This window comes from Caballeronia sp. NK8 (genome assembly GCF_018408855.1).
Lineage (GTDB): Bacteria > Pseudomonadota > Gammaproteobacteria > Burkholderiales > Burkholderiaceae > Caballeronia.
The window spans coordinates 1,730,052-1,753,428 of record NZ_AP024322.1 but is presented as its reverse complement, the minus strand read 5'-3'; the positions used below and the strand labels follow the sequence as shown (position 1 = coordinate 1,753,428).

The following is a 23,377-nucleotide window of genomic DNA, read 5'->3' as shown; positions in this document are numbered from 1 at the left end:
GCCGGCGCGGCGTCGTGGTTGAGTTGACGGACTCTCCCGCGGCGATCGAGAATCTACAGAAATCTTCTTTCGGCAGAAAATTTCTGCGCTGGAAAAGGGCATCAGGAGGATAAGCGTTCCTAAATAAATGTGTTTACCTGACGGAGCTAAATATCAACTTTTTTAAGAGCGGGAGGTGCGTATCTCTGGTCTGGTCTCGCATGTCGCGAGGCCGGGCAGGCATCTCGAAGGAGGCGGGAGAAAAGGACGGCGCAAAACAAAAAACCCCACGACAATGCGTGGGGTTTTTGCGTGCGACGCGCCCGAATGAGCGTTTCGCGAAAGAGGGACCTTGGTGCCCAGGAGAGGACTCGAACCTCCACGGTGTTGCCACCGCTAGGACCTGAACCTAGTGCGTCTACCAATTCCGCCACCTGGGCCAAGGGGTACAGCGAGCCCGCTATTCTAGCGGGAACGGGCGCCGTGTCAATCGAAAAGTCATACGACTCGTCTTAAACAAACGCACGGTCTCCGCACAAAAAGAAAAAGCCACCCGAAGGTGGCTTTTCCGAACATCTGGTGCCCAAGAGAGGACTCGAACCTCCACGGTGTTGCCACCGCTAGGACCTGAACCTAGTGCGTCTACCAATTCCGCCACCTGGGCAAGGGTGCGTTTTGCTGCAATTTCGCTTTGCGTTCAGCAGCAAAGAACGACATTATAGCGAGTCCAGAGCCGGTGTCAAGCGTTTCGATGCAGCGCACGTGAAGACGCCCGCGCGGCGCCGCATCTGCCCGCAAGCCCCGTGGCGTCTAAAAGACGGGTGTTAGAATGGCCCGCAACGATGGCCGCATTATTTGGTTGCAAAGCACCGCAAAAGTCCCGTCCAACGAGAAAAATCACGACTACGCCCTTGAGCAAATATCCGTATCCGATTCCGAGCCGCGAAGAAATTCTCGGCGTGTTGCGCACGAGCGAGACACCGCATGCCGCGAACGACATCGCCGAGGCGCTGTCGATCAAGCGCCAGGAGCGCGAAGGATTTTTCAAGCGACTGGCGGCGATGGAACGCGACGGGCAGATCCGCCTCGACAAGCGCGGCCACTATCAACTCACGCATCCGTCGAATTTTGTCGCGGGCCGCGTGCAGGGGCATCGCGACGGCTTCGGCTTCCTGATTCGCGACGACGGCCAGGACGATCTCTTCCTGCCCAACGGCGAAATGCAGAAGGTCATGCACAACGATCGCGTGCTTGCGCGCATCGTCGGGTATGACCGGCGCGGGCGGCCCGAAGGACATATCGTCGAGGTGACGGACCGCGCGAACAAGCGCGTGATCGGGCGCCTGGTCAACGAGAACGGCGCGCTCATTCTGGTGCCGGAAGACAAGCGCATCGGTCACGACATCCTGATCACGCAGAATCCGAAGAAGGCGAAGGTCGGCCAGGTGGTGTCCGTCGATCTGACGGATTTCCCGAGCCGCCATTCGCAGCCGCTCGGGCGCGTGGCCGAAGTGATCGGCGATATCGACGATCCCGGCATGGAGATCGAAATCGCGGTGCGCAAATACGGCGTGCCGCATGAGTTCAGCGACGCCGCGTTGGCCGCGGCCGCCAAACTGCCCGACGAAGTGCGTCCGGTGGATATCCGCCATCGCGTCGATCTGCGCGACGTGCCGCTCGTCACGATCGACGGCGAGGACGCCCGCGATTTCGACGATGCCGTGTATTGCGAGCCGGTCGCGGTCGGGCGCGGTCAGGGTTATCGCCTGCTGGTCGCCATCGCGGACGTGTCGCATTACGTGAGTCCGGGCGAGCCGCTCGATGTCGATGCGCTCGACCGCAGCACGTCGGTGTACTTCCCGCGCCGCGTGATCCCGATGCTGCCGGAGAAGCTGTCGAACGGTCTGTGCTCGCTGAATCCGGACGTCGACCGCTGCGTGCTCGTATGCGACATGGTCATCACCGCGCGCGGCGAGATCAAGGCGTACCAGTTCTATCCGGGCGTGATGCATTCGTCAGCGCGTCTCACGTACACCGAAGTCGCGGCCGTGCTCACCAACACGAAGGGACCGGAAGCGACGAAGCGCGCCGAGATCCTGCCGCATCTGCAGAATCTCTACGGCGTGTACAAGTCGCTGCACGCGGCGCGCCAGAAGCGCGGCGCGATCGACTTCGACACGACGGAGACGTATATCGTCGTGAACTCGCAGGGCAAGATCGAGCAGATCGTGCCGCGCCATCGCAATGACGCGCACCGGCTGATCGAGGAATGCATGCTGGCCGCGAACGTCTGCGCGGCCGATTTCCTGAAGCGCAACAAGCACCCGGGCCTGTATCGCGTGCACGCGGGCCCGACGGAAGAGAAACTCGAGAACCTGCGCACGTTCCTGCGCGGCGTCGGCCTGACGCTGACCGGCGGCGCCAAGCCGCACGCGAGCGACTACGCCGCGCTCATCGCGCAGATTCGCGACCGGCCCGACGCGCAGATGTTGCAGTCTATGGTGCTTCGCTCGATGCAGCAGGCGGTGTACAGCCCCGACAACATCGGCCACTTCGGACTCGCGTATGAAGCGTACGCGCACTTCACGAGCCCGATTCGGCGCTATCCCGATCTGCTGACGCACCGCGCTATCTACGCGATCCTGCAGGGCAAGAAATACCTGCCGGACATCGGTCACGACGTGCCGCTCAGCACCGGCCTCACGAAAGCCGCCCGCGAGCTGCAGAAAGCCGATGACACCGCGCGCGGCCGTGCGCGCAACAGCGTGGCGATCTGGGAAGAACTCGGGCTGCATTGCTCGTCGAACGAACGCCGCGCCGACGAAGCCTCGCGCGATGTCGAGGCGTGGCTCAAGTGCTACTTCATGCGCGACAAGCTCGGCGAGGAATACGGCGGGATGGTGAACGGCGTGACGTCGTTCGGCATCTTCGTGCAACTGGATTCGCTGTTCATCGAAGGGCTGGTGCACGTGACCGAGCTCGGCTCCGACTACTTCCAGTACGACGAGATCAAGAACGAGTTGCGCGGCGAGCGCACGGGCATCCGCTACCGGATGTCGGATCGCGTGCGCGTGCAGGTGGGCCGCGTCGACCTCGATGCCCGCAAGATCGACTTCCGGCTGGTACGCGATACGCCGGTGAAGCCGCCGTCGCCGCGTCCGGCGGCGGTTGCGGGCGAGCATGCCGCGAGCGCCGGCAACGGTGCGGCGGGACCGCGCATCCGCCCGTTCGGCGATGACGACGTGCCCAGCACGCGTGCGCGCGGCGGCACCAAGAAGGGCGCGCCGCTCGCGGCGAACCCGCGCGGCGGCGCGGCCAAGAAGCGTGGGGCGGCGTCGAAGTCGGCGTCGCAGGGGCGGCCGGCGCGCAAGAAACGATAGGGCGGCACGCACTCCCGTCGCCACACATTACGCGCGGTCCGATGCTTCGTGCTTCGGACCGCGTCGTGCTTTTCAAGTTTTCACCGAAGGTTCGGATCAGTCATGTCACGTCTCAAGGTTCTATACGGATTTCACGCAGTGACCGCGCGTTTGCGCGCGGATGCATCGTCGATCGAAGAGGTGCTGTACGACCCCACGCGCAAGGATCGGCGCATGCAGGATTTTCTGCGGACCGCGAAGGAAGCGGGCGTGCGGCTGATCGCGGCGGATGAATCGCGGCTGTGGGGGCTGGCGGGCAATATTCAGCATCAGGGCATCGTCGCGCGCGCGAACGATCTGCCGCTGGCGCAGAATCTCGCCGAACTGCTCGATGGCATTTCGGGCACGCCTTTGCTGCTGGTGCTCGATGGCGTCACCGATCCGCATAACCTCGGCGCGTGCCTGCGCGTCGCGGATGCGGCCGGCGCGCATGCGGTGATCGCGCCGCGCGATCGCTCCGCGGGGCTGAACGCGACGGCGGCGAAGGTGGCGAGCGGGGCGGCGGAAAGCGTGCCGTACATCACGGTGACGAATCTGGCGCGCGCGCTGCGTGAGCTGAAGGACGCGGGCGTGTGGGTGATCGGGACGGCGGGCGAGGCGACGGCTTCGCTCTATGAGACGAAGCTGGACGGTCCTGTGGCGATCGTCGTCGGCGCGGAAGGCGAGGGCATGCGCAGGCTCACGCGCGAGACGTGCGACGAAGTCATGAATATTCCGATGGCGGGAGCGGTCGAGAGTTTGAATGTGTCGGTGGCGAGTGGGGTGTGTTTGTTCGAGGCGGTTAGGCAGAGGGCGGTGAAGAAGTAAGGGTAACTAGAATCGGACTCGTCGCAGCTTTTTCATGGCATCGCTCAAGACAACACTCGAACGGCTGGCTCCGTCTCATCGTGCCGTTCTGCAATGGTTTCAGACCTTCGAAGGGCAAGAAGTCGAATGGCCTAAGCCGTTGCCGGACGGGACCTTCATCGTCAACAAAGCCAAAGGTATTCATAAGCCAAAAGGCATCGACTATGCAGTGAGCGTGCGGCAGTCGCTCAATAGCCCGTATGCTGATCACGAGCCGATCATGGAGTCCGATGGCTCTTGGACTTACCGATATTTCCAAGAGCAACTCGATCCCGCTGAGCGCGACAGTCAGTTCACGAATCGCGGGCTAGTGGCGTGCATGAATGATGGCGTTCCTGTTGGGGTTTTGCTCCAAGTCAAGCCTAAGCCGCAGCCGCGGTATCGAGTTCTTGGCTTAGCGTTTGTGACTCATTGGCGCGATGGTTATTTCGAGTTGAAGAGTTCTGGATTTGATTCGTCGGGAGACGACGCTCCAGCAATCGATCAAGTCGGGCAAGCCGTTGATATTGTCACCGCATTCGATCCGGCGAATCTTGACGACGCACGTCGAAGGATCAATGCGTCCATCGTCGTAAGGCAAGGCCAGCCTGCTTTCCGGAAAGAACTGCTCGAAGCGTACGAGCGCCGTTGCGCGCTCACGAATTGTGCGGTCGAAGCGGTCCTCGAAGCCGCCCACATTTGCGGCTACATGGGCCCGGAAACCAACGACGTTCGGAATGGCCTCCTCCTGCGCGCCGACTTGCACACCCTTTACGACCGCGCATTGATCGCGATCGATCCGGCGACTTACGAAGTGTCGATTGCTCGGGAGTTGCGAGAAAGTGAATATGCCTTGCTTGAAGGACGTTCGCTTCGTTTGCCGAAGCATCCTCGGAAACAACCGAGTCCCGACGCGCTGCAGATTCACTGGATGCACGTGAGATCGATCCGGGAAAGACAATCGTGATCGGCATGAAGAGGGCATTCACCGTGGCTGCAACGATATTGGCGTGCACGCTCACCGCCTGCACCACCACCCAGATCGACCGCGGCACCTACCTCGCCGACACCCAGCACCACGCCAAAAACGCCGACTCCCGCATCCGCTTCCTGGTGATGCATTACACCGAAATCGACGAAGCGCGTTCGATCGAGGTCCTCACAGGCGACCAGGTCAGCGTCCACTACATCGTCCCCGATGCCCCGCGCGTCGAACACGGCGAACCGGTCGTCTACCAGCTCGTGCCCGAGGACAAGCGCGCCTGGCACGCCGGCGTAAGCTCATGGCAAGGCGCGACCGAACTGAACGCGTCCTCGATCGGCATCGAGAACGTGAATCTCGGACCGATCGGCGAGCAAGGCGGCGAAAAAAAATGGCAACCGTACCCGCCCGCACAAATCGACGCCCTCATCAGACTCTCGCGCGATATCGTCGCGCGTCACCACATCCCGCCGACGCGCGTCGTCGGCCATAGCGACATCGCGCCGCAACGCAAGATCGACCCAGGCCCGCTCTTTCCCTGGCGCGCGCTGTACGATGCCGGCGTAGGCGCCTGGCCCGACGCCGACGCCGTCGCCGCCCACCTCGCCGGCCGCGATCCCAACGCGCCATCCGACGTGCGCGCATTGCAGGAAAAGCTGAAGCGCTACGGCTACGACGTCGCCACCGACGGCGTGCTCGACGACAAAACGCGCCGCGTCTTCAGCGCCTTCCAGATGCACTTCCGTCCGTCGAACTACGCGGGCGACGCCGACGCCGAAAGCGACGCCATCGCTCAGGCCTTGCTCGACAAATACATCGACAATTAAGAAGGAACCCGCCATGGGCGACTATTTCCTGCCGCTGCGCGCGCTCCACATGACCTGCGCGGGCCTCTCCATCGCTGGTTTCGTGCTGCGCTGGATCTGGATGCTGACGGACTCGCGCCTCCTGAATGCGCGCGCCACGAAAATCCTCCCGCACATCGTCGACACGCTGCTGCTCGCAAGCGCGATCGCACTGGTCGCGATCATCGGCTTTTCGGCGAACGCCGCGTGGCTCGGCGCGAAAATCGCGGGCCTCGTCGTCTATATCGTGCTCGGCATGCTCGCGCTGAAGCGTGGCCGCACGAAGGGCGCGCGCGCCGCCTTCGGCATCATCGCGATCATCGTGTTCGCGTTCATCGCGTCGGTCGCGCGCACGCACGATCCGCTCGGTTTCCTGCGCGCGTTTGCATGATCCGCGCGACCGCCCGCCGCGCTCCGATAAAATCTCAGTTTTCTTCCATAAGCAGCACCGCACCCATGACTCAAGACGAACTCAAGCAACTGGTCGGCCAGGCCGCCGCCGACTACGTGAACGCGACCGTGCTGGAAGGCGCGATCATCGGCGTCGGCACCGGATCGACGGCCAATTGCTTCATCGACGCCATCGCGAAGTCGAAAGCGCGTTATCGCGGCGCGGTGTCGAGTTCGCTCGCGACCACTGCGCGCCTCGAATCGCACGGCTTTCAGGTGTTCGATCTGAACGATATTGAAACGCTCTCCATCTACGTCGACGGCGCCGACGAAATCGATGCGAGCGGCGCGATGATCAAGGGCGGCGGCGGCGCGCTCACGCGCGAGAAAATCGTCGCGTCGGTGGCGGACGTGTTCGTGTGCATCGCGGACGCGAGCAAGCGCGTGCCGGTGATGGGCGCTTTCCCGCTGCCCGTCGAAGTCGTGCCGATGGCACGCACCGCGATCGGCCGCAAGCTCGCGGCGCTGGGTGGCGTGCCGATCGTGCGCGTGACGAAGGACGGCTCGCCGTTCATCACGGACAACGGCAACGAGATCATCGACGTGAAAGGGCTCTCGATCACCGATCCGCGCGCGCTCGAAGCGCAAATCAACGCGTGGCCGGGTGTCGTGACGGTCGGGCTGTTCGCCGCGCGCGGCGCGAACATCTGTCTGCTCGGCACCGAGACGGGCGTCGAGCGGATCGACTACAAGTAATCCGGACGCGAACAAGACAAAAGCCCGGCGATGCCGGGTCAGTTCAGAGTTGCCGGGCTTTTGTCGTTGCTGGGTCGATCAATACGCGTTGCGTCCGATGAACCCCTTGAACATCGTCATCGCGACGATCTTGATGTCGAACCAGAACGACCAGTTGTGGATATAGAACAGGTCGAACTTCACGCGGCTCTGCATCTTTTCGACTTTCTCGGTCGCGCCGCGATAGCCGTTCACCTGCGCCCAGCCCGTGATGCCCGGCTTGATGCGGTAGCGGAACATGTATCCGTAGACGAGATCCTTGTAGAGGTCGTCGTGCTCCAGCGCATGCGGGCGCGGCCCGACCACCGACATGTGCCCGAACAGCACGTTCAGGAACTGCGGCAGCTCGTCGAGGCTCGTGCGCCGCAGGAACGCGCCGACCTTCGTCACGCGCGGGTCGTTGCGCGTCGCCTGCGTGACGTTGCCGTGGTTTTCCTGATGCACCGCCATCGAGCGGAACTTGTAGATGCGGAACGGCCGTCCGTCCGCGCCCTTGCGGTTCTGCGTGAAGAACACCGGACCGCTCGACGTCGCCTTCACCGCAATCGCGATGGCGATCAGCAGCGGGGCGAGCGCGAGCAGCGCCGTCGCCGCGAAAAGGCGGTCGAACAGCAGCTTCGGCCACATTTGCAGCGTGTTGATGGGCGACGTCGTCAGATTGATGGTGGCGAGCCCGCCGACATCGGTCATCGAATGATTGAAGAGCGAGATGCTGCGCGTGTCCGGAATCAGCCGCAGATTCACGAAGTCGTGACGCAGCGCGTGGACGAAGCGATAGATCGTGTGCTCCTGCGACAGCGGCAGCGCGAGCCAGACTTCGTTGATGTCCTCGGCGCGCACCTTCTCGACGAGTTCGTCGAAATCGTTCAGCACGGGCAAACGATTGCCTCCCATGCCGATTGCGGACGTCGGAGCGGCCACGCCGTCCGCGCCTGTCGCTCGCAATTCCGCGTCGCTGGTCATGTCGAGCACGCAGACGGGCGTGAAGCCTTGCTCGGGCGTGCTGCTCAGGTGCGCGAGCAAGGTGCGCGAAAAGCCCTGCGCGCCGACGATGGCGACGGTGCGCTGATTGAGCCCGCGCCCGCGCATCAGGCGCAGACCCGTATACACGACGCATTTCGCCGCGACGATGAGCGCGCCGGAGATGAGTGTCGAATAGGCGAACCACAGGCGCGACACCGCATCCATGCGATGCAGCGTGAACGCGAGCAATAGACCTGCCGCGACCACGGCCATCCAGGCGAGCGTGACGCGCGCCAGCATCATGGCGAGCGGCTTGCCACGCCAGGTTTCGTACACGCCGAATGCGGGGAAGAGGAGAAGGGCGAGCGCGGAGTTGAACGCGATCAGCAGCCTTTCGATGTCGCTGAAATCGAGCGACGAAAAGCGTACGTCATGCGCGATCAATCCGCCCGCAATGATCAGACATACATCCAGAAAGCGCGCCAGCCAGCCAAACAATTCGTGATTTTTTTCTTGCATTCATCCAAACCGGTTAGACACTTGAGGCCGATGCTGCCTCGGTTGCTCGAAGACGCGGGAGTAGTCGGTCGAATTCCCGCTTGACGAGCCCGTAGCACTCGCATGCGCGTGCTTCCAGGCCCTCGCGATCCACGACCTTGATGCAGCCGCGGCTGTGATGGATGAGGCCGGCGTCGTGCAGCTTGCCCGCCGCCTCGGTCACGCCTTCGCGGCGCACGCCGAGCATATCGGCGATCAGTTGCTGCGTGACTTGCAGCTCGTTCGACGCGGTACGATCGATTTCGATCAGCAACCAGCGGCAAAGTTGCTTGTTCAGTGAGTGATGGCGATTGCATGCGGCCGTCTGCGCGACCTGCGTGAGAAGCGCCTGCATATAGAGCAGCATCAGGCGGCGCAGGAAGTCCGAGCGGCCGAATTGCTCGCGCAGGGCTTGTGCGCTCATGCGATAGGCGAATCCAGGGCACTGCACCTGCACGCGCGTGGGCATGGTCTCGCCACCAGTCAGCACGGGCACGCCCGTCATGCCTTCGCGGCCCACCGCGGCGATCTCGACCGAGCCGCCGTCTTCCATCGTGTGCAGCAGCGAGATGATCGCCGTCGTCGGGAAGTAGACGTGATGAATGCGTTGGCCCGAATCGCACAGCAGTTGTTCGGTGCGCAGTTGTACGAGTTCGAGATGCGGTGTGAGCGCTTGCCATTCGTGCGCCGGAAGTGCGCCGAGCAGGTGATTGCCGTGCAGGTCGGACTGGAGGGTCAGCATGATTTGTTCTCTCTCGTGACTTCGCGCGTTGCGCTTCAATTTTTATTTACTGGGTGAGCGTTTCCGAAAGATGTCGTTTCGAAGAAGCCTCACACCAGCCCCGTAGCCGCCCGTTCGCGCTTGAATCCGTTTTTTTGTTCGCGCTGATTCGGGTTGCGGGTCTCTATTAGCGAGGACTATGCCAATGCGGGCAATCGCAATGCTGGCGGGACCTCATAGCCGATGTACTTGTCGTGATGCAGCGCAGCGCAGCGTTTTTGTTTCAGTCTTGAACATTGGTGGTCTTAGGAATGCCTGTGTGCCCCGATGAGTTTCCTCTGCGCAATCCCCCCGAACGGAGGTTTGGTCGTTTCTGACCACCGTGCGACAAGCCTCACAGGTCGACATCCCCTCTACAACCCACCTTCTTTCGTAGGGACATTGGAAATTGATTCATCCGTGTTCCATCCATTTCGCAGGGCTTCAAACGCGCGTTATTTCCGCGCGCCCTTGATTTCCCGCGACGCCTTGCCGGGCGGGGCTTTGCGGCTTGTGCTCCAAGTCTGCCGCCAGGCGTTGCACGAAGTGGAATCGTTGCGCCCATTGCACATCCTGAAAAATCGGTGTGCCACGCCGCGCACGAGAATGCTTCAGCCGCGATGCATGGGGCGTGAGGTGCCTCACACAAGGCCTGCAGCGCATCACACAGCGGAGCGACGGATGGCTTTACTGCGCGAAACGTTTGCCCGGATCTCATCGGAGAGATCCTTTTCGCAATGTTGGCTCGCGCACGCAGGGAGCGTCGCGAAATGTTTCATCGGGGACAATTTCATGCGGAACCGATTAATCCGCGCGTAATGCGTGTTGCGTCAAATGCCGCGCGGACATCACGAGGTCATAAAAATGAATATGCAATGCGGACGTAAATGAATGAAAAACCCCTTGAATCAGGGGCTCGAATATGTTCTTTGCAGCAAGCGTGTGCTGAAGTGAATGAGGTGTCAGCACACGATATCGGCGAGCGCGGGAATCACGCGTTCGTAAGCATCCTCGATGAGATCGAACGATGCCTCGCATGGCTCGCTGCGGCCACGCGACAGCGCGCGCGCGAGGCGGCACTGCATGACCATCGTTTCGCTCGCGATTTTGCGCGCGGCCGCATTCGTCTGCACAGGAATGTCGAAGCCTTGTTCACGCATCCATTGCAGGTAGTGCGCGAGCAGTTCGAAGTTCGCCCCGAGTTGTCTCATGACGTTGGACGCATAGAAACGCGCGTAAGGCTCGCCGCGCGAGAGCATCGCTTCGACATGCTCGGGGAACGCCGCGCGCCAGCGTGTGATGGGGTTGTGCAGCGGGCGACGCAGCAGATGCGCGCACAACAGGTCCGCGGAGACTTCGGCGAGTGAAGTGCCCGACAGCGAATCCCGCACACGCTTGACGAACTCGACGTGCGGAAAGAGCTCGTGCATTGCGTCGGGACGCAAGATGCCGTCGTAATCATCGCCGTCGAGCAGGTGATAACCCGTGTGATGAAAGTAGCCAAGACGGCGCGCATCGGGGTCGATCACATCGATGCCGATGGTCGTTTTCGCATGCTCGCGGCGATACGAACCGGCGCGCATGTCGGGCAGGAAGAACGCGTCGACCTCGACGAGCACGGTGTTCCCGCGGCGCGTCTGCACGAGCGCGCGTTCCTCCAGCGAGTCGAATACCGCCAGCTCCTGCACCTGCAGTCCGTACAGCTTTTCGATGTCCTCGAACGGCAGCTTGCCGAGCGTGAACTGATCGGCTTCGAAGTCCTGAGCGACGGTGAACGCAAGCGCCGCGCGCGGCTCGAGCCCGTTGCCATGCAGGAGTTCTATCCACAGATCGATGGGCGCGACGCCTTCGCGCCAGATGCGCTCGCCCCGATGCAGCGCGTGTGCATGATGACGCCGCGCACGCATGCGCAAAGGATCGAGCGACACGACGCGGGAACGACTCGCGCCTGAATTCGTCACACCGCTCGTCTGGAACGCGCTCATGCCGTGACCTCGGGCCGGGAAGGCCGGCTGCCGATACCGCGTATGCGTGAAAGCGCGTGTGCTTTTGGTTTTAGTTGTGCGTATGCGTGTGCACGCGCGTCGCGTCCGATGGCGGTATGCATTTTGATTTTCCCATGAAGGTGCCCTATTACGCGAGCGCTATCGACGCGATGCGAGCACGCGCGGCGGCCCGCAGCGCGGACTGTCGCGTAGTCGTTTCGAACGTCGGGCAGGCGTCTTTTTCCCCGGGACGCCTTTGCAGCGTGTGGTCGGGCTTATTTGAAAGGCGCGCAGGGTTGGGGTCGGTGCGATGGCGCACTGAATTTAGGCGGGTCGGCACGTAAGGTTTAATCGTCGCAACGCCGGTAATTGCCGGTAAAGCATGGAGATAATCGATGAACTGGAAAATCCTGGATTTCGAACAACTCACTGCGCGTGAGCTTTATTTGATTTTGCGCGCGCGCAGTGCGGTGTTCGTTGTCGAACAGTCGCACGTCCATCTCGATCCGGATGGTCGCGACGAAACGGGCACGCACATATTCGCAGCGGAAGACATGAGCCGTTCGATGCCGGTGCTCGCTTATGCGCGTATTCACGCGGGCGACGCGGAAGATCCGGAAGTGGTGGTGGACAAGATCCTGACGAGCCCGCTGCGCCGTGGCGATGGCACCGCGCACGCGCTGATCGAGCGGCTGCTCGCGGTGACGGCCGAGCGCTGGCCTGGTCGGGGCGTGCGTCTCACCGCACCCGTCAGCCTGCGCGGTTTCTACGAGGCGTTCGGCTTTCGCAAGACCGAAGGTCCGTTTCTCGAGCACGGCATGCCGTACATCGGTCTGACGAGAAAGAGCCGACAGGTTCAGTTCGCGGCGAGCGACAACGCCACCACCTACGAGTTGCTCTAAGCGCCACCAGCGACGCGCTGCGTGCGCCGCTACCGGTGCGCAGCGAAAGAAGCCAGTAGCACGGCGTGGACGGTCCAGGCATCGAGGCAGGAACAAGGATCGAGGCGGCGCGAGCCGTCTCGAATCGCGTCCTCGAAAGAATAAGATCAACGCCGCCGGCACAAGCCGGCGAGCGTATAAACAGCCTATCTCATGCGAATAGTCCATCTCGCCAACCACGCGCAGACGATCGGCAACGGCACCGTCAACATGATGGTCGATCTCGCCTGCATGCAGGCTCGCATGGGTCAGGACATCGTCGTGGCATCGTCCGGCGGCGGGTTCGAGCCGCTGTTGCGACGTCACGGCATCACGCATATTCCGCTGCAGCAGTCGCGGCAGCCGTGGCGCGTGCCGTCGATGATCGCGGGCTTCAATCGTCTCATCGATCGCTTCGATCCCGATATCGTCCACGCCCACATGATGACCGGCGCGCTCATTTCGCGTTTCGGCAGCATGCGGCGCCGCTTCGCGCTCGTGACGACCGTGCATCACGAACTGCAGAAAAGCGCGTCGCTCGTGCGCGCCGGCGACCGCATGGTGGCCGTGAGCCGCGCGGTCGCGCTTGATCTGCAGGCGCGCGGCATCGGGCCTGAGCGCATGTCGATCGTGCTCAACGGCGCAGTGGGCGCGCCACGGCTCGTGTGCCGGCCCGCTGCGAAGCCGGTGCGCCTGAGGCATCCGAATATCGTCTGCGTGGCGGGCATGTATCGCAGGAAGGGCATCGCGGAGCTGCTGCATGCGTTCGCGCTCGTGCGCGAGCAGTCCGCGAACGATCACGAGTTCATGGCCGAGCCGCATCTCTATCTCGTCGGCGACGGCCCCGATCGCGGTTCGCTGGAAGCGCTCGCGGACGAACTGGGCATCGAGCAGGTCACGCATTTCACCGGCTTCGTCGCCGATGCCCGCCCGTACTTCGCGAGCGCTGACGTGTTCGCGCTGCTCTCGCATCAGGACCCGGGTCCGCTCGTGATCGCCGAGGCGCGCGAGGCGGGCTGCGCGATCGTGGCGACGCGCGTGGGCGGCATCCCCGAAATGCTCGACGACGGCGCAGCGGGCGTGCTCGTGCCCGCGGGCGACATTGAACAGGCGGCGGCGAAGCTGCGCTGGCTGTTGCTCGACCGACAGGCGCGCGACCAGTTCTCGGCGCGCGCGCGACAGAATCTGCAATTGCTGTCGGTGGAACGAGCAAGCGGCGAATACATGGCGATCTATCAGCACACGCTCGCGGAGCGTGAATCGATGCAGCGACGGCAGATGACAATCGATGCGCGACGCGCCCGCACGCCAGATGGCGCGATTTAAGCATAGCGCTGACAAATGGCCGCGCTGCACCGCGCCACGGTACTTTCGTCCCATACGTCCGATCATACAAATGGCCCATGCCAGCAGCCTTCCGTTCGCGTTCGCACAGAAAGCCTACGTGATGCTTGCTCAAATGAGTGCATGATCGGTCCGACGACATGAGGGCCGCAAAAAAAGCACTCGCCGCGCTGCGACGCCGTCATTCTTCAGTTTCCCTGATGAATGCCTGCGCGCGCGCGGCGCGAGCGCAGCAGACGCACGTGAATCGGTAATAAAGAAAAAAGACTAATCATCGACATCGGGGCCAGAGGGATTACCCTGTCAGGAAATTCCTGACTGGCATTCGAAGCAACGAAGACGCAACGTATCAAGCACGACGAATGGACCTGTCGGGAACCCGTCGTGCCTTTCGCAGGCCTGGAAGCGAAAGCGATGCGCTCATACACATGGCTACGGAACAGGCGAGAAGGGGAGAAGCGAGATGGATGAAAACAAAGAGCGATCGCTGGTGGCGAAGGTGATGGACGGACTCGTCTCAGGGATCGTCGAGCAAAAATATGGCGCGATACTGCCACCGCAGGACATCCTCTCGAAGGAGTTCGACGTGAGCCGCACCGTCATGCGTGAGGCGCTGTCGATGCTGCTCGCGCGCCACATGCTGGATGTGCGGCCGAAAACCGGCACACGTATTCGTCCGATGAGCGACTGGCGGCTCATCGATGAGGACGTGGTGAGCTGGCGCTTTCGCGCAAAGCCCGATCAGACATTTTTGCGGGATGTAATCGAATTCCGCATGCTGATCGAACCGCGCGCGGCAGCGCTCGCGGCCGCGCGCGCGACACCCGACGAGATCGCCGGCATCCGCGATGCGTTTGACGCGCTCTCGCGTCTGCAGGTTGGCGAGCCGGAATATCAGGCGGCGGACGAAGTGCTGCACACGCGCATCGTGGCGGCAAGCGGCAACCAGTTCTTTCGCCAGATGACGGCGATCGTGCGCGGCGCGCTCGTGACGGTGAATCCGATCGTCGATGGCATCGAGTCCGTGCGCGAGGCGACGCTTGCGGCGCAGAAGAGCGTGGTCGAGGCGATCGAGGCAAAGGATCCCTCTGCCGCGGAATCGGCGACGCGCGCGCTCGTCGACCTCGCCGCCGAGGAAGTGGGTCGCGCGTTCTCGCTGGAGCGCTCGAGCAGTCAGCCCGCGTCGCCGAGCGTGAACGCGTCAGCGGGGGTTTAGGGCGCTTAAGCGTCGGTCGATGTTGCTTGCCAAGCCTGGAGCCGGGACATGTCCCGGCTTTTTGCCGTCTGCGCGCGCCGCGCGAACTCGCCATGCGATGCAATGAGGCACAATGCGGCGCACGACGAACATTGCATACGGAGGCACGATTGAGCAACACGAACATCGACGGAACAACGATACGCTGGGGCATCGTCGGCGCGGGGCGCATCGCGCGGCGCTTCGCCGACAGTCTCGCGCATGTCGAGGGCGCGCGGCTCGCGGGTGTGTGGTCGCGTCGCGAGGAACCGGCGCGCGCGCTCGCCGATGCCTTCGATGCGCACGCGTTCGCGGATTTCGACGCGCTGCTCGAAGACATCGACGCGCTCTATATCGCGACCTTGCAGGACAGCCATCCCGGTTACGCGTTGCGCGCGTTCGCGGCGGGCAAGCCCGTGCTGTGCGAAAAGCCCGCGGCCGTGAATGCGCGCGAATTGCAGCGCATGATCGACGCGGCGCGCGCGGCCAAGCTGCTCTTCATGGAAGCGATGAAGCCGCCGTTCTACCCGCTGTATCGCCGCCTGCGCGCGCATCTGGCGAGCGATCCCATCGGCGAGATCGGGCTCGTGCGCGCGGGCTGCTCGATGGCCGGCGTGCCGCTCGATCATCCGTCGTTTTCACTGGAAGCAGGCGGTGGCGCGCTGCTCGACATCGGTGTCTACGAGGCGTTCCTCGCGGTCGACTGGCTCGGCGAAGCGCTCGATGTGCAGACCATCGGACGTCTGGGCGAAACGGGCGTCGACGTCTTCGCAAGCCTGAACGTGCGGCACGAACGCGGCATCGCGCAACTGTTCTGCGGCCTCGATCTGCAGGGTCGCGGCGACGCGCTGATCGGCGGCACGCTCGGCACGGTGACGATCCACGAGAACTGGTGGAATCCGGCGCGCGCGACCATCGCTTACACGGATGGCCGCAGAATCGAACTCGACGAGCCTTTCACGGGCGGCGGCCTCAACTACGAAACCGCGCATTTCTGCGAGCTATTGCGCGCGGGTGAAACGGAAAGTCCGGTGATGTCGCATGCGATGTCGATGCGCATGATCGCGATCATCGACGCCGCGCGGCGCGATCTGAAGCTGCGCTTTCCCTTCGAAACCGACTGACGAACTTAGGCAAATGCGCAGTCAATGCCGTCCCGGCAGTGCGAGACGTCGCTCGAAAATCCGCTGCACGAATTCGAGCACGCTGCACAGAATCCAGTAGACGAACGCAGCCGCGAGATAGAGCGGCAACGGCTGATAGGTCGCCGCGATCACTTCCTGCGCGCTGCGCAACAGCTCGGTCACGGTGATGACGGACACGAGCGACGTGTCCTTGATCAGACTGATGAGACTGTTCGACAGACTCGGCACCGCGATGCGCAGCGCCTGCGGCCCGATCACGTAGCGCAGCGTCTGCGTGCGCGACAGCCCGAGACTGTAGGACGCGAGCCATTGCCCGGCGTGGATGCCGAGAATCGCGCCGCGCATGCTTTCGGACAGATACGCCGCGACGTTCGCCGACAGCGCGATCACGCCCGCGGGCGTCGGTTCGAGCGAGATGCCGAGGCTCGGCAGGCCGTAGTAGATGACGAAGATCTGCACGAGCAGCGGCGTGCCGCGCATCACGCTCACATAGCAGCGCCCGAGCGCGACGAGCGCGCGATTCTGGCTGATGCCCATCAACGCGAGCACGACGGCCGCGATGAGGCCGAAGAACATCGAGTAGAGCGCGAACTTGATCGTCAGTAGCGCGCCTTGCGCCAGCACGGGCGCCGATTGAACGAGCAGGGATGTCGTGGACATGAACGGAAAGCGTGAGAGAACTGCGCGTAAGAGAACTGCGGCGTGGCGAATCGGAAAATCCGCACATCATAAACCGGCGAGCAAAAAACGAAGGGCGGCATCGTTCAACGATGCCGCCCTGTAGCGCTGAACGCGCTGACTTACTTCGCCGGCTTCGTCACGTCGATGCCGAACCACTTGTCCGAAATCTTCGTGAAAGTGCCGTCCGCTTCGAGCTGGGTCATCGCGTCGTCGAGCGCCTTGGCGAACTTCGGATTGCCCTTCTTGAACGGAATCCCCGACGGATTGCCCGCGCCCACATTTGCGCCCGTGCGCAGCGGCAGTTGCGAATTCTTCAGCAGATACGCGAGCATCAGGCGGTCGTTGAGCGCTGCGTCGAGACGGCCGGCGGCGAGATCGCGCAGATACTCGGGCGCGCCCGGATACGTCTTAACGTCGATGCCCGGCACCGACTTCGCCATGTCCATGTAGTTCGTGCCGAGACCGACGCCGAGCTTCTTGCCCTTTAGTTCATCGAGCGTCTTGAACTCGCGTTTGTCGTCGTTGCGCTGGATCAGCTGCGCGTTCGAATACGTGTACGCCGGCGAGAAATCGAGCGTCTGCTTGCGCGCATCGGTGATGCCGACCTGGTTCACGATCACGTCGAACTTGCCCGCCTGCAGGCCCGCGATGATGCCGCTCCATTCGGTCGTGACGAACTCGGGCTTCACGCCGAGCTTGGCGGCGACGGCCTTGGCGATATCGACGTCAAAGCCGACCAGTTCGCCATTCGGCGCTTTCGAGTTGAACGGCGGGAAGGTGCCTTCGAGGCCGACGCGCAGCGTGCCACGCTGCTTGACCTGATCGAGCAGATCGTCGGCGTGGGCGGCGGTGGCGGTGAATGCCGCGCCGATCAGGCTGGCGGCGACGAGCTTCTTGAGCGTGGACAGTTTCATCGTGTTGTTTTCCTCTTGATGGGCACAGCGTCTTTATTCGATGCGGCGATCATAGTGAAAATGCAATCGCTGCGTAATATCGTTTGCTTATGTCTATATGCGGGATTGGCCGGTCACGCGAGCGCTTCGACGCACTCCTTGACGAGCGCCGGGCCGCGATAAATCAGCCCCGTGTAGATCTGCACGAGCGCAGCGCCCGCCGCCAGTTTCGCGCGCGCGTCCTCGCCCGAAAAGATCCCGCCCACGCCGATGATCGGCACCTCCGTGCCGACCTCCGCGCGCAGCTTGCGGATCACTTCGTTGGACGCGTCGAAGACCGGACGTCCCGACAGGCCGCCGGCCTCGTCGCCGTGCTGCATGCCTGTGACGGCGGTGCGCGAGAGCGTCGTGTTCGTGGCGATCACGCCGTCGATCCTGTGAGCCAGCAGTGTGCCCGCTATCGACTTGATCTGCTCGTCGTCGAGATCGGGCGCGATCTTCAGCGCGAGCGGCACGAGCTTGCCGTGCAGGTCGGACAGACGCGCCTGCTTGTCCTTCAGCGCGCCGAGCAGCGAATCGAGCTCGCCCGCGCCTTGCAGTTGCCGCAGATTCTTCGTGTTCGGCGACGAGATGTTGATCGTCACGTAGCTCGCGAACGGATACACGCGTTCGAGGCAGTAGAGATAGTCTTCGGCGGCGCGCTCGATCGGGGTATCTGCGTTCTTGCCGATGTTCAGGCCCAGCACGCCGCGATAATGCGCTGCCTTCACATTGGCGACGAACTGATCGACGCCGCCGTTGTTGAAACCCATCCGGTTGATGAGCGCGTTCGCCTCGGGCAGCCGGAAGATGCGCGGGCGCGGGTTGCCGGGCTGAGCGCGCGGCGTCACGGTGCCCACTTCGATGAAGCCGAAGCCGAGCGCGGCCAGCCCGTCGATGCACGCGCCGTCCTTGTCGAGGCCCGCTGCAAGGCCGACAGGGTTGCGGAACGTGATGCCCATGACGGTGCGGGGCGAATCGGGGCCGCGCGTGGCGAGCATGCCGGCGAGTCCGGTGCGGCCGGCGGCGCCGAGCATGCGCAGTGTCAGGTGATGAGCATCTTCCGCGTCCATCTTGAAGAGATGCGAACGCGCGAGCGGGTAGAGGGAGCTGAACACGAAATGAAAGCCGGCGACGGCGAATTTTTTTAAGACCGCTATTTTAGCGGCTTTGGGCGGCGCGCCGGTCCGGCCGTGTCGGGACTATTTCGGCTGGCCCGGTCCATGAATGCGCCCGGGCATCGGCAGCGTGCCGGCGGATTGCGTGTTCGCGGGATCGAGCGGCGCCCAGTGGCCGTCGATCAGGCCTTCCAGCGGCCGGAAATTCGCCTTGTAGGCCATCTTTTCGCTTTCGCGAATCCAGTAGCCGAGATAGACGTGCGGCAAGTCGAGGCTCTTCGCCTGCTCGATCTGCCAGAGGATGTTGAAGGTGCCGTAGCTCGTCTTCGGCATGTCCGGCTCGAAGAACGTGTACACCGACGAAAGCCCGTCGCCGAGAATGTCGATCATGCTGATCATGCGCAGCACGCCGGGTTCGTCCGGGTGCACCGGATCGCGCGGCTCGCGGAATTCGACCAGGCGCGAGTTGATCCGGCTTTGCAGCAGGAACTGCTCGTACTGGTCGCGGCTGTCGCGATCCATGCCGCCGCCCGCGTGCCGCGCGGACTGATAGCGCATGTAGAGCGTGTAATGCTCTTCGTCGTAATGCAGCGGCGCGACGCTCGCCACCAGATTGCCGTGCAGTTTCCACACGCGGCGTTGCGCGCGGTTAGGCACGAAGCGCGCGACCGGCACGCGCACCGGCACGCAGGCGCGGCAGCCGTCGCAGTACGGGCGATAGGTGAATACGCCCGAGCGCCGGAAACCGGCCTTGACGAGTTCGGTGTAGACGTCGGAGTTGATCAGATGGCTCGGCGTGGCGACTTGCGAGCGCGCGACACGCCCTTCCAGATAACTGCAAGGGTAGGGCGCTGTTGCATAGAATTGCAGCGCGGAAAGCGGTGACAGCGGCAGCTCGTTCGGATGTGTCACGTTGGCGGCTCTCGCAGGCGTCGTCTCGTCGTTGCCGGCCGGCGCGCGGGTTCGATTCCAGGCGCGCGCCCGGCGGCTGCATTGCGTTCGTCGCTCAGCGTGCCAGCGCGTCGAGAAGGACGGTTTTATCGAAGCGCCAGCCGATCGCCGGTTCCGTGGTGGCCCGCCCGAGATGCGCGACGAACGCGCGTCGGGCAATCTCGCGGCCTCCCAGCGACGCCAGATGCGACGTGTTCTGCTGGCAGTCTATCATCTCTATTTTGTTGCGGCGCAAGTGTCCGACGAGCGCCGAGAGCGCGATTTTCGACGCGTCGGTGCGGTGCGCGAACATCGATTCGCCGAAGAACATGCGCCCGAACGATACGCCGTAAAGCCCGCCCACGCGGGCCCCGTCGTACCACGCCTCGATGCTGTGCGCGCTGCCCGCGCGATGCAGCGTCGAGTACGCATCCACGATGTCCGGCGTGATCCAGGTGCCGCGCTGGCCGTCGCGCGGGGTGTCGGCGCAGGCGCGCATCACGGCGGGAAAATCGTCATCGACGCGAATCTCCCAGAGCGGGTCGCGCAGCACGCGCTTTAACGTCTTGCGCAGCGAATCCGACACCTTGAACTCGGCCGGATAGAGCACCATGCGCGGGTCGGGGCACCACCACAGCACGGGCTGGCCGTCCGAATACCACGGGAAAATGCCGCGCCCATAGGCGTCGATGAGCCGCGACGGCAACAGGTCTGCGCTGGCGGCGAGCAGGCCCGGCGCGCCGCTCGACACGCCGAGCGCGCGCTCGACGGGCGGGAAGGGATCGTCGTCGGCGAGCCAGGGAACCATGTTCTCGGAAGGACGTGCTTCAGCCGTCGCGCAGCGTGCGGAAGATATCGCCCGTATGCAGCGTGAAGTTGCCGGCGGCGCGGTCGGCGAAGAAAAACCGCAGGGTCTGGCCGACTGTCGGGAAGGCGATTTCGTCCCACGGAATCTCGCTTTCCTCGAAGAGCTTTACTTCCAGGCTTTCCTCGCCTGGATCGACTTCGATGTCGAGCAGCCGCGCAAGGTAGAAGAGATGCACCTGATGCACGTGCGGCACGTTGAGCAACGTGAAGAGACTCTGAATCTCCACGCGCGCGCCCGCTTCCTCCAGCGTTTCGCGCGCGGCGCCTTCGCTCGTCGTCTCCTGCATTTCCATGAAGCCGGCGGGCAGCGTCCAGTAGCCGTAGCGCGGCTCGATCGCGCGGCGGCACAGCAGCACCTTGTCGTCCCAGACGGGCACGGTGCCCACGACGTTGCGCGGATTCTGATAGTGAACGGTGTTGCAGTTGTTGCAGACGAAGCGCTCACGGTTGTCGCCGGGCGGAATGGCGAGGCCGACCTCGTGGCCGCAGACGGAACAGAATTTCATGGAAATGGACGTGGGATATGTGGTGCGAGTGTATCACCGCACCGGCGCGCCTTTGAGACGCTCAAAACGGTTTGCGGCATCAGCCGGGCCGCATGAGCGGCCTGCCTTGGGCCAACGGTGCGACGCCTGCCTTCTCGCTACAATAGTTGACTCGAATTGCAGTGTCCCTTTTCACGATCGGGGCGCCTCGTGCGCCCGAAGCGAACACCATGTCATCCACGCCAGCCGCTGCCAGCCGTCCTCCGATGCTCGCCACCGCCGATGCGCTCGGCCGTTTGCTCGACGCCGCGCGTCAGGTGGACGGGCGCGAACGCGTCGACACGCTCGACGCGGGCAATCGCGTGCTCGCCGCGGACGTCACCTCGCCGCTCGACGTCCCGCCGATGCACACCAGTTCCATGGACGGCTACGCGGTCCGCGCCGCCGATCTCGCCGGCGCGAGCGAAGGCGCGAGCGTCGCGTTGCCGGTCTCGCAGCGCATTCCGGCGGGCCATGCGGCCGCACCGCTCGCGGCCGGCACGGCTGCGCGCATCTTCACCGGCGCGACGGTGCCGCCCGGCGCCGATGCGGTCGTCATGCAGGAAATGGCGCAGGTATCGGATGACGGCCGCGTCGCGTTCGCACAAGCGCCCGCGGCGGGCGAATGGATCACGCGGCAAGGCGCCGATATTCGCCGCGACTCGGTCATCCTGCCTGCGGGCACGCGTCTCACGCCGCAGGCGCTCGGACTCGCGGCCTCGGTCGGCTGCGCGCAACTCGATGTCGTGCGCGCCGTGCGCGTCGCGATATTTTTCACTGGCGACGAGCTGCGCATGCCGGGCGAGCCGCTCGAACCCGGCGCGATCTACAACTCGAACCGCTTCACGCTGCGCGCGTTGCTCGCGAAACTCGGCTGCGAGGTGACGGATCTCGGCATCGTGCCGGACCGGCTCGATGCGACGCGCGAGACTTTGCGGCGCGCGGCGAGCGAGCATGACCTGATCCTGACCTGCGGCGGCGTGTCGGTCGGCGAGGAAGATCACGTGAAGCCAGCGGTGGAAGCCGAAGGACGCATTTCGATGTGGCAGATCGCGATGAAGCCGGGCAAGCCGCTCGCGTTCGGCGCGGTGCGGCGCGGTGATCAGGGAAGCGAAGCCTTTTTTATCGGCCTGCCGGGCAATCCGGTGTCGAGCTTCTGCACGTTCCTGCTGTTCGTGCGGCCGTTTCTGCTGCGTCTCGCAGGCGTGAAGCACGTCACGCCGCGCGTCTACTCGATGCGCGCCGACTTTAGCCAGAAAAAAGGCGATCGCCGCAACGAATTCCTGCGTGCGCGGGTAAACGAATCGGGCGGCCTCGATCTCTTCGAGAATCAGAGTTCGGCCGTCATGACATCGACGGTCTGGGGCGACGGTCTCATCGACAACCCGCCGAATCATGCGATCAGCGTTGGCGAGATCGTGCGCTTCATCCCCTTTTCAGAACTGACGCGGTAAGGACGAGCTGGACATGAAAGTCGAACTGAGATTTTTCGCGAGCGTGCGCGAGGCGCTTGGCGTCGCGAACGAAACGGTCAGCGTGCCGGACACGGTGGTCAACGTCGGCGACGTGCGCGCCTGGCTGCGCATGCGCGGCGGCGCGTGGGAAGAGGCGCTCGCCGAGGGCCGCGCGCTGCGCATGGCCTGCAATCACGTGATGACGAATCCATCGCAGCGCATCACCGAGGGCTGCGAAGTGGCGTTCTTCCCGCCTGTCACGGGTGGTTGACATGTCGACGCATGCCAAAGTCCGCGTGCAGGAAGCCGATTTCGACATCAGCGCGGAAGTGGCCGCGCTGCGCGCCGACAATCCGAAAGTCGGCGCGGTCGCGTGTTTCGTCGGCACGGTGCGCGACCTGAACGAAGGCAGCGCCATCGAAACGATGGAACTGGAGCACTATCCGGGCATGACGGAAAAGTCGCTGGAAGCGATCGCCGCGCAGGCGCGCGAGCGCTGGCGCGGCTCGGACGTGCTGATCGTGCATCGCGTGGGCAAGTTGAAACCGCTCGATCAGATCGTGCTGGTCGTGACGACGGCGATGCATCGCGCGGAGGCGTTCGAATCGTGCGCGTTCGTGATGGATTACCTCAAGACGCAGGCACCGTTCTGGAAGAAGGAAAAGACCGAAGCGGGCGAGCGCTGGGTCGACGCGCGCGAAACCGACGATGCGGCGCTCGCGCGCTGGCAAAATCCCGACGACTGAGC

Annotated in this window: 22 protein-coding genes and 2 tRNA genes; 13 read left to right on the top strand and 11 right to left on the bottom strand. The window is 63.5% G+C overall.

What is annotated here, in order from left to right:
- Window positions 1-332: 332 nt before the first annotated feature.
- Window positions 333-419: transfer RNA gene (locus tag NK8_RS08375), tRNA-Leu, on the bottom strand.
- Window positions 420-556: 137 nt separating this feature from the next.
- Window positions 557-643: transfer RNA gene (locus tag NK8_RS08370), tRNA-Leu, on the bottom strand.
- A gap of 247 nt (window positions 644-890) precedes the next feature.
- Here NK8_RS08370 and rnr point away from each other — a divergent pair.
- The 6 genes from rnr (at window position 891) to rpiA (ending at window position 7,196) form a co-directional block, all read left to right on the top strand.
- Window positions 891-3,359 (top strand): ribonuclease R, encoded by a 2,469-nt coding sequence (gene rnr / locus NK8_RS08365; RefSeq protein WP_213226047.1) that lies wholly within the window; start codon window positions 891-893, stop codon window positions 3,357-3,359.
- A 102-nt stretch (window positions 3,360-3,461) separates the two neighbouring features.
- On the top strand, window positions 3,462-4,205 hold the full coding sequence (gene rlmB, locus NK8_RS08360; RefSeq protein WP_213226046.1) for a 23S rRNA (guanosine(2251)-2'-O)-methyltransferase RlmB: 744 nt from the start codon (window positions 3,462-3,464) through the stop codon (window positions 4,203-4,205).
- Between the two features lie 34 nt (window positions 4,206-4,239).
- Window positions 4,240-5,190 carry an HNH endonuclease gene (locus NK8_RS08355; RefSeq protein WP_213226045.1) on the top strand — a complete coding sequence of 317 codons (951 nt, stop codon included), beginning with the start codon at window positions 4,240-4,242 and terminating at the stop codon, window positions 5,188-5,190.
- Window positions 5,191-5,195: 5 nt separating this feature from the next.
- Window positions 5,196-6,032: an N-acetylmuramoyl-L-alanine amidase gene (locus NK8_RS08350; protein ID WP_213228562.1), complete on the top strand. Its 837-nt coding sequence runs from the start codon at window positions 5,196-5,198 to the stop codon at window positions 6,030-6,032.
- A 13-nt stretch (window positions 6,033-6,045) separates the two neighbouring features.
- Window positions 6,046-6,441: a SirB2 family protein gene (locus tag NK8_RS08345; protein WP_213226044.1), complete on the top strand. Its 396-nt coding sequence runs from the start codon at window positions 6,046-6,048 to the stop codon at window positions 6,439-6,441.
- 65 nt (window positions 6,442-6,506) lie between these two features.
- Window positions 6,507-7,196, top strand: coding sequence for a ribose-5-phosphate isomerase RpiA (gene rpiA, locus NK8_RS08340; RefSeq protein WP_213226043.1), 690 nt, complete (start codon window positions 6,507-6,509; stop codon window positions 7,194-7,196).
- A 78-nt stretch (window positions 7,197-7,274) separates the two neighbouring features.
- On the opposite strand, the gene NK8_RS08335 is transcribed toward rpiA, so the two are convergent.
- From NK8_RS08335 to NK8_RS08325, 3 genes are all read right to left on the bottom strand, one after another.
- Window positions 7,275-8,696, bottom strand: coding sequence for an undecaprenyl-phosphate glucose phosphotransferase (locus NK8_RS08335; RefSeq protein WP_225936246.1), 1,422 nt, complete (start codon window positions 8,694-8,696; stop codon window positions 7,275-7,277).
- A gap of 34 nt (window positions 8,697-8,730) precedes the next feature.
- A complete protein-coding gene (locus NK8_RS08330; protein WP_014191659.1) occupies window positions 8,731-9,477 on the bottom strand; it encodes a Crp/Fnr family transcriptional regulator in 747 nt (248 codons plus the stop codon).
- 980 nt (window positions 9,478-10,457) lie between these two features.
- The gene (locus NK8_RS08325) at window positions 10,458-11,480 is read right to left on the bottom strand and encodes a DUF1839 family protein (protein WP_213226041.1); all 1,023 of its coding nucleotides are present in this window, start codon (window positions 11,478-11,480) and stop codon (window positions 10,458-10,460) included.
- A 395-nt stretch (window positions 11,481-11,875) separates the two neighbouring features.
- Here NK8_RS08325 and NK8_RS08320 point away from each other — a divergent pair, with 395 nt between their 5' ends.
- From NK8_RS08320 to NK8_RS08305, 4 genes are all read left to right on the top strand, one after another.
- Window positions 11,876-12,382, top strand: coding sequence for a GNAT family N-acetyltransferase (locus NK8_RS08320; protein ID WP_061178650.1), 507 nt, complete (start codon window positions 11,876-11,878; stop codon window positions 12,380-12,382).
- A 192-nt stretch (window positions 12,383-12,574) separates the two neighbouring features.
- Window positions 12,575-13,726, top strand: coding sequence for a glycosyltransferase family 4 protein (locus NK8_RS08315; RefSeq protein ID WP_213226040.1), 1,152 nt, complete (start codon window positions 12,575-12,577; stop codon window positions 13,724-13,726).
- A gap of 481 nt (window positions 13,727-14,207) precedes the next feature.
- A complete protein-coding gene (locus NK8_RS08310; RefSeq protein ID WP_061178648.1) occupies window positions 14,208-14,960 on the top strand; it encodes a FadR/GntR family transcriptional regulator in 753 nt (250 codons plus the stop codon).
- A 149-nt stretch (window positions 14,961-15,109) separates the two neighbouring features.
- Window positions 15,110-16,102, top strand: coding sequence for a Gfo/Idh/MocA family protein (locus tag NK8_RS08305; protein ID WP_213226039.1), 993 nt, complete (start codon window positions 15,110-15,112; stop codon window positions 16,100-16,102).
- Window positions 16,103-16,123: 21 nt separating this feature from the next.
- On the opposite strand, the gene NK8_RS08300 is transcribed toward NK8_RS08305, so the two are convergent.
- The 6 genes from NK8_RS08300 to NK8_RS08275 form a co-directional block, all read right to left on the bottom strand.
- Window positions 16,124-16,783, bottom strand: coding sequence for an amino acid ABC transporter permease (locus NK8_RS08300; RefSeq protein WP_162065797.1), 660 nt, complete (start codon window positions 16,781-16,783; stop codon window positions 16,124-16,126).
- A 140-nt stretch (window positions 16,784-16,923) separates the two neighbouring features.
- Window positions 16,924-17,718 (bottom strand): cystine ABC transporter substrate-binding protein, encoded by a 795-nt coding sequence (locus tag NK8_RS08295; protein WP_162065796.1) that lies wholly within the window; start codon window positions 17,716-17,718, stop codon window positions 16,924-16,926.
- A 113-nt stretch (window positions 17,719-17,831) separates the two neighbouring features.
- The gene (locus NK8_RS08290) at window positions 17,832-18,854 is read right to left on the bottom strand and encodes a quinone-dependent dihydroorotate dehydrogenase (RefSeq protein WP_162065795.1); all 1,023 of its coding nucleotides are present in this window, start codon (window positions 18,852-18,854) and stop codon (window positions 17,832-17,834) included.
- Window positions 18,855-18,938: 84 nt separating this feature from the next.
- Window positions 18,939-19,766 carry an arginyltransferase gene (locus NK8_RS08285; RefSeq protein ID WP_213226038.1) on the bottom strand — a complete coding sequence of 276 codons (828 nt, stop codon included), beginning with the start codon at window positions 19,764-19,766 and terminating at the stop codon, window positions 18,939-18,941.
- 94 nt (window positions 19,767-19,860) lie between these two features.
- Entirely contained in the window at window positions 19,861-20,592 is a 732-nt protein-coding gene (gene aat / locus NK8_RS08280; RefSeq protein WP_162065793.1) for a leucyl/phenylalanyl-tRNA--protein transferase, read from the bottom strand.
- A gap of 19 nt (window positions 20,593-20,611) precedes the next feature.
- On the bottom strand, window positions 20,612-21,157 hold the full coding sequence (locus NK8_RS08275; protein ID WP_162065792.1) for an NUDIX hydrolase: 546 nt from the start codon (window positions 21,155-21,157) through the stop codon (window positions 20,612-20,614).
- A gap of 245 nt (window positions 21,158-21,402) precedes the next feature.
- Here NK8_RS08275 and glp point away from each other — a divergent pair, with 245 nt between their 5' ends.
- From glp to NK8_RS08260, 3 genes are read left to right on the top strand one after another with little or no spacing between them, the layout of a single operon-like run.
- Window positions 21,403-22,629: a gephyrin-like molybdotransferase Glp gene (glp, locus tag NK8_RS08270; RefSeq protein ID WP_367657785.1), complete on the top strand. Its 1,227-nt coding sequence runs from the start codon at window positions 21,403-21,405 to the stop codon at window positions 22,627-22,629.
- A 13-nt stretch (window positions 22,630-22,642) separates the two neighbouring features.
- Complete coding sequence (gene moaD, locus NK8_RS08265) at window positions 22,643-22,900, top strand: molybdopterin converting factor subunit 1 (protein ID WP_061178639.1); 258 nt, start codon at window positions 22,643-22,645, stop codon at window positions 22,898-22,900.
- 1 nt (window position 22,901) lies between these two features.
- Window positions 22,902-23,375 (top strand): molybdenum cofactor biosynthesis protein MoaE, encoded by a 474-nt coding sequence (locus NK8_RS08260; RefSeq protein ID WP_213226036.1) that lies wholly within the window; start codon window positions 22,902-22,904, stop codon window positions 23,373-23,375.
- Window positions 23,376-23,377 lie beyond the last annotated feature (2 nt).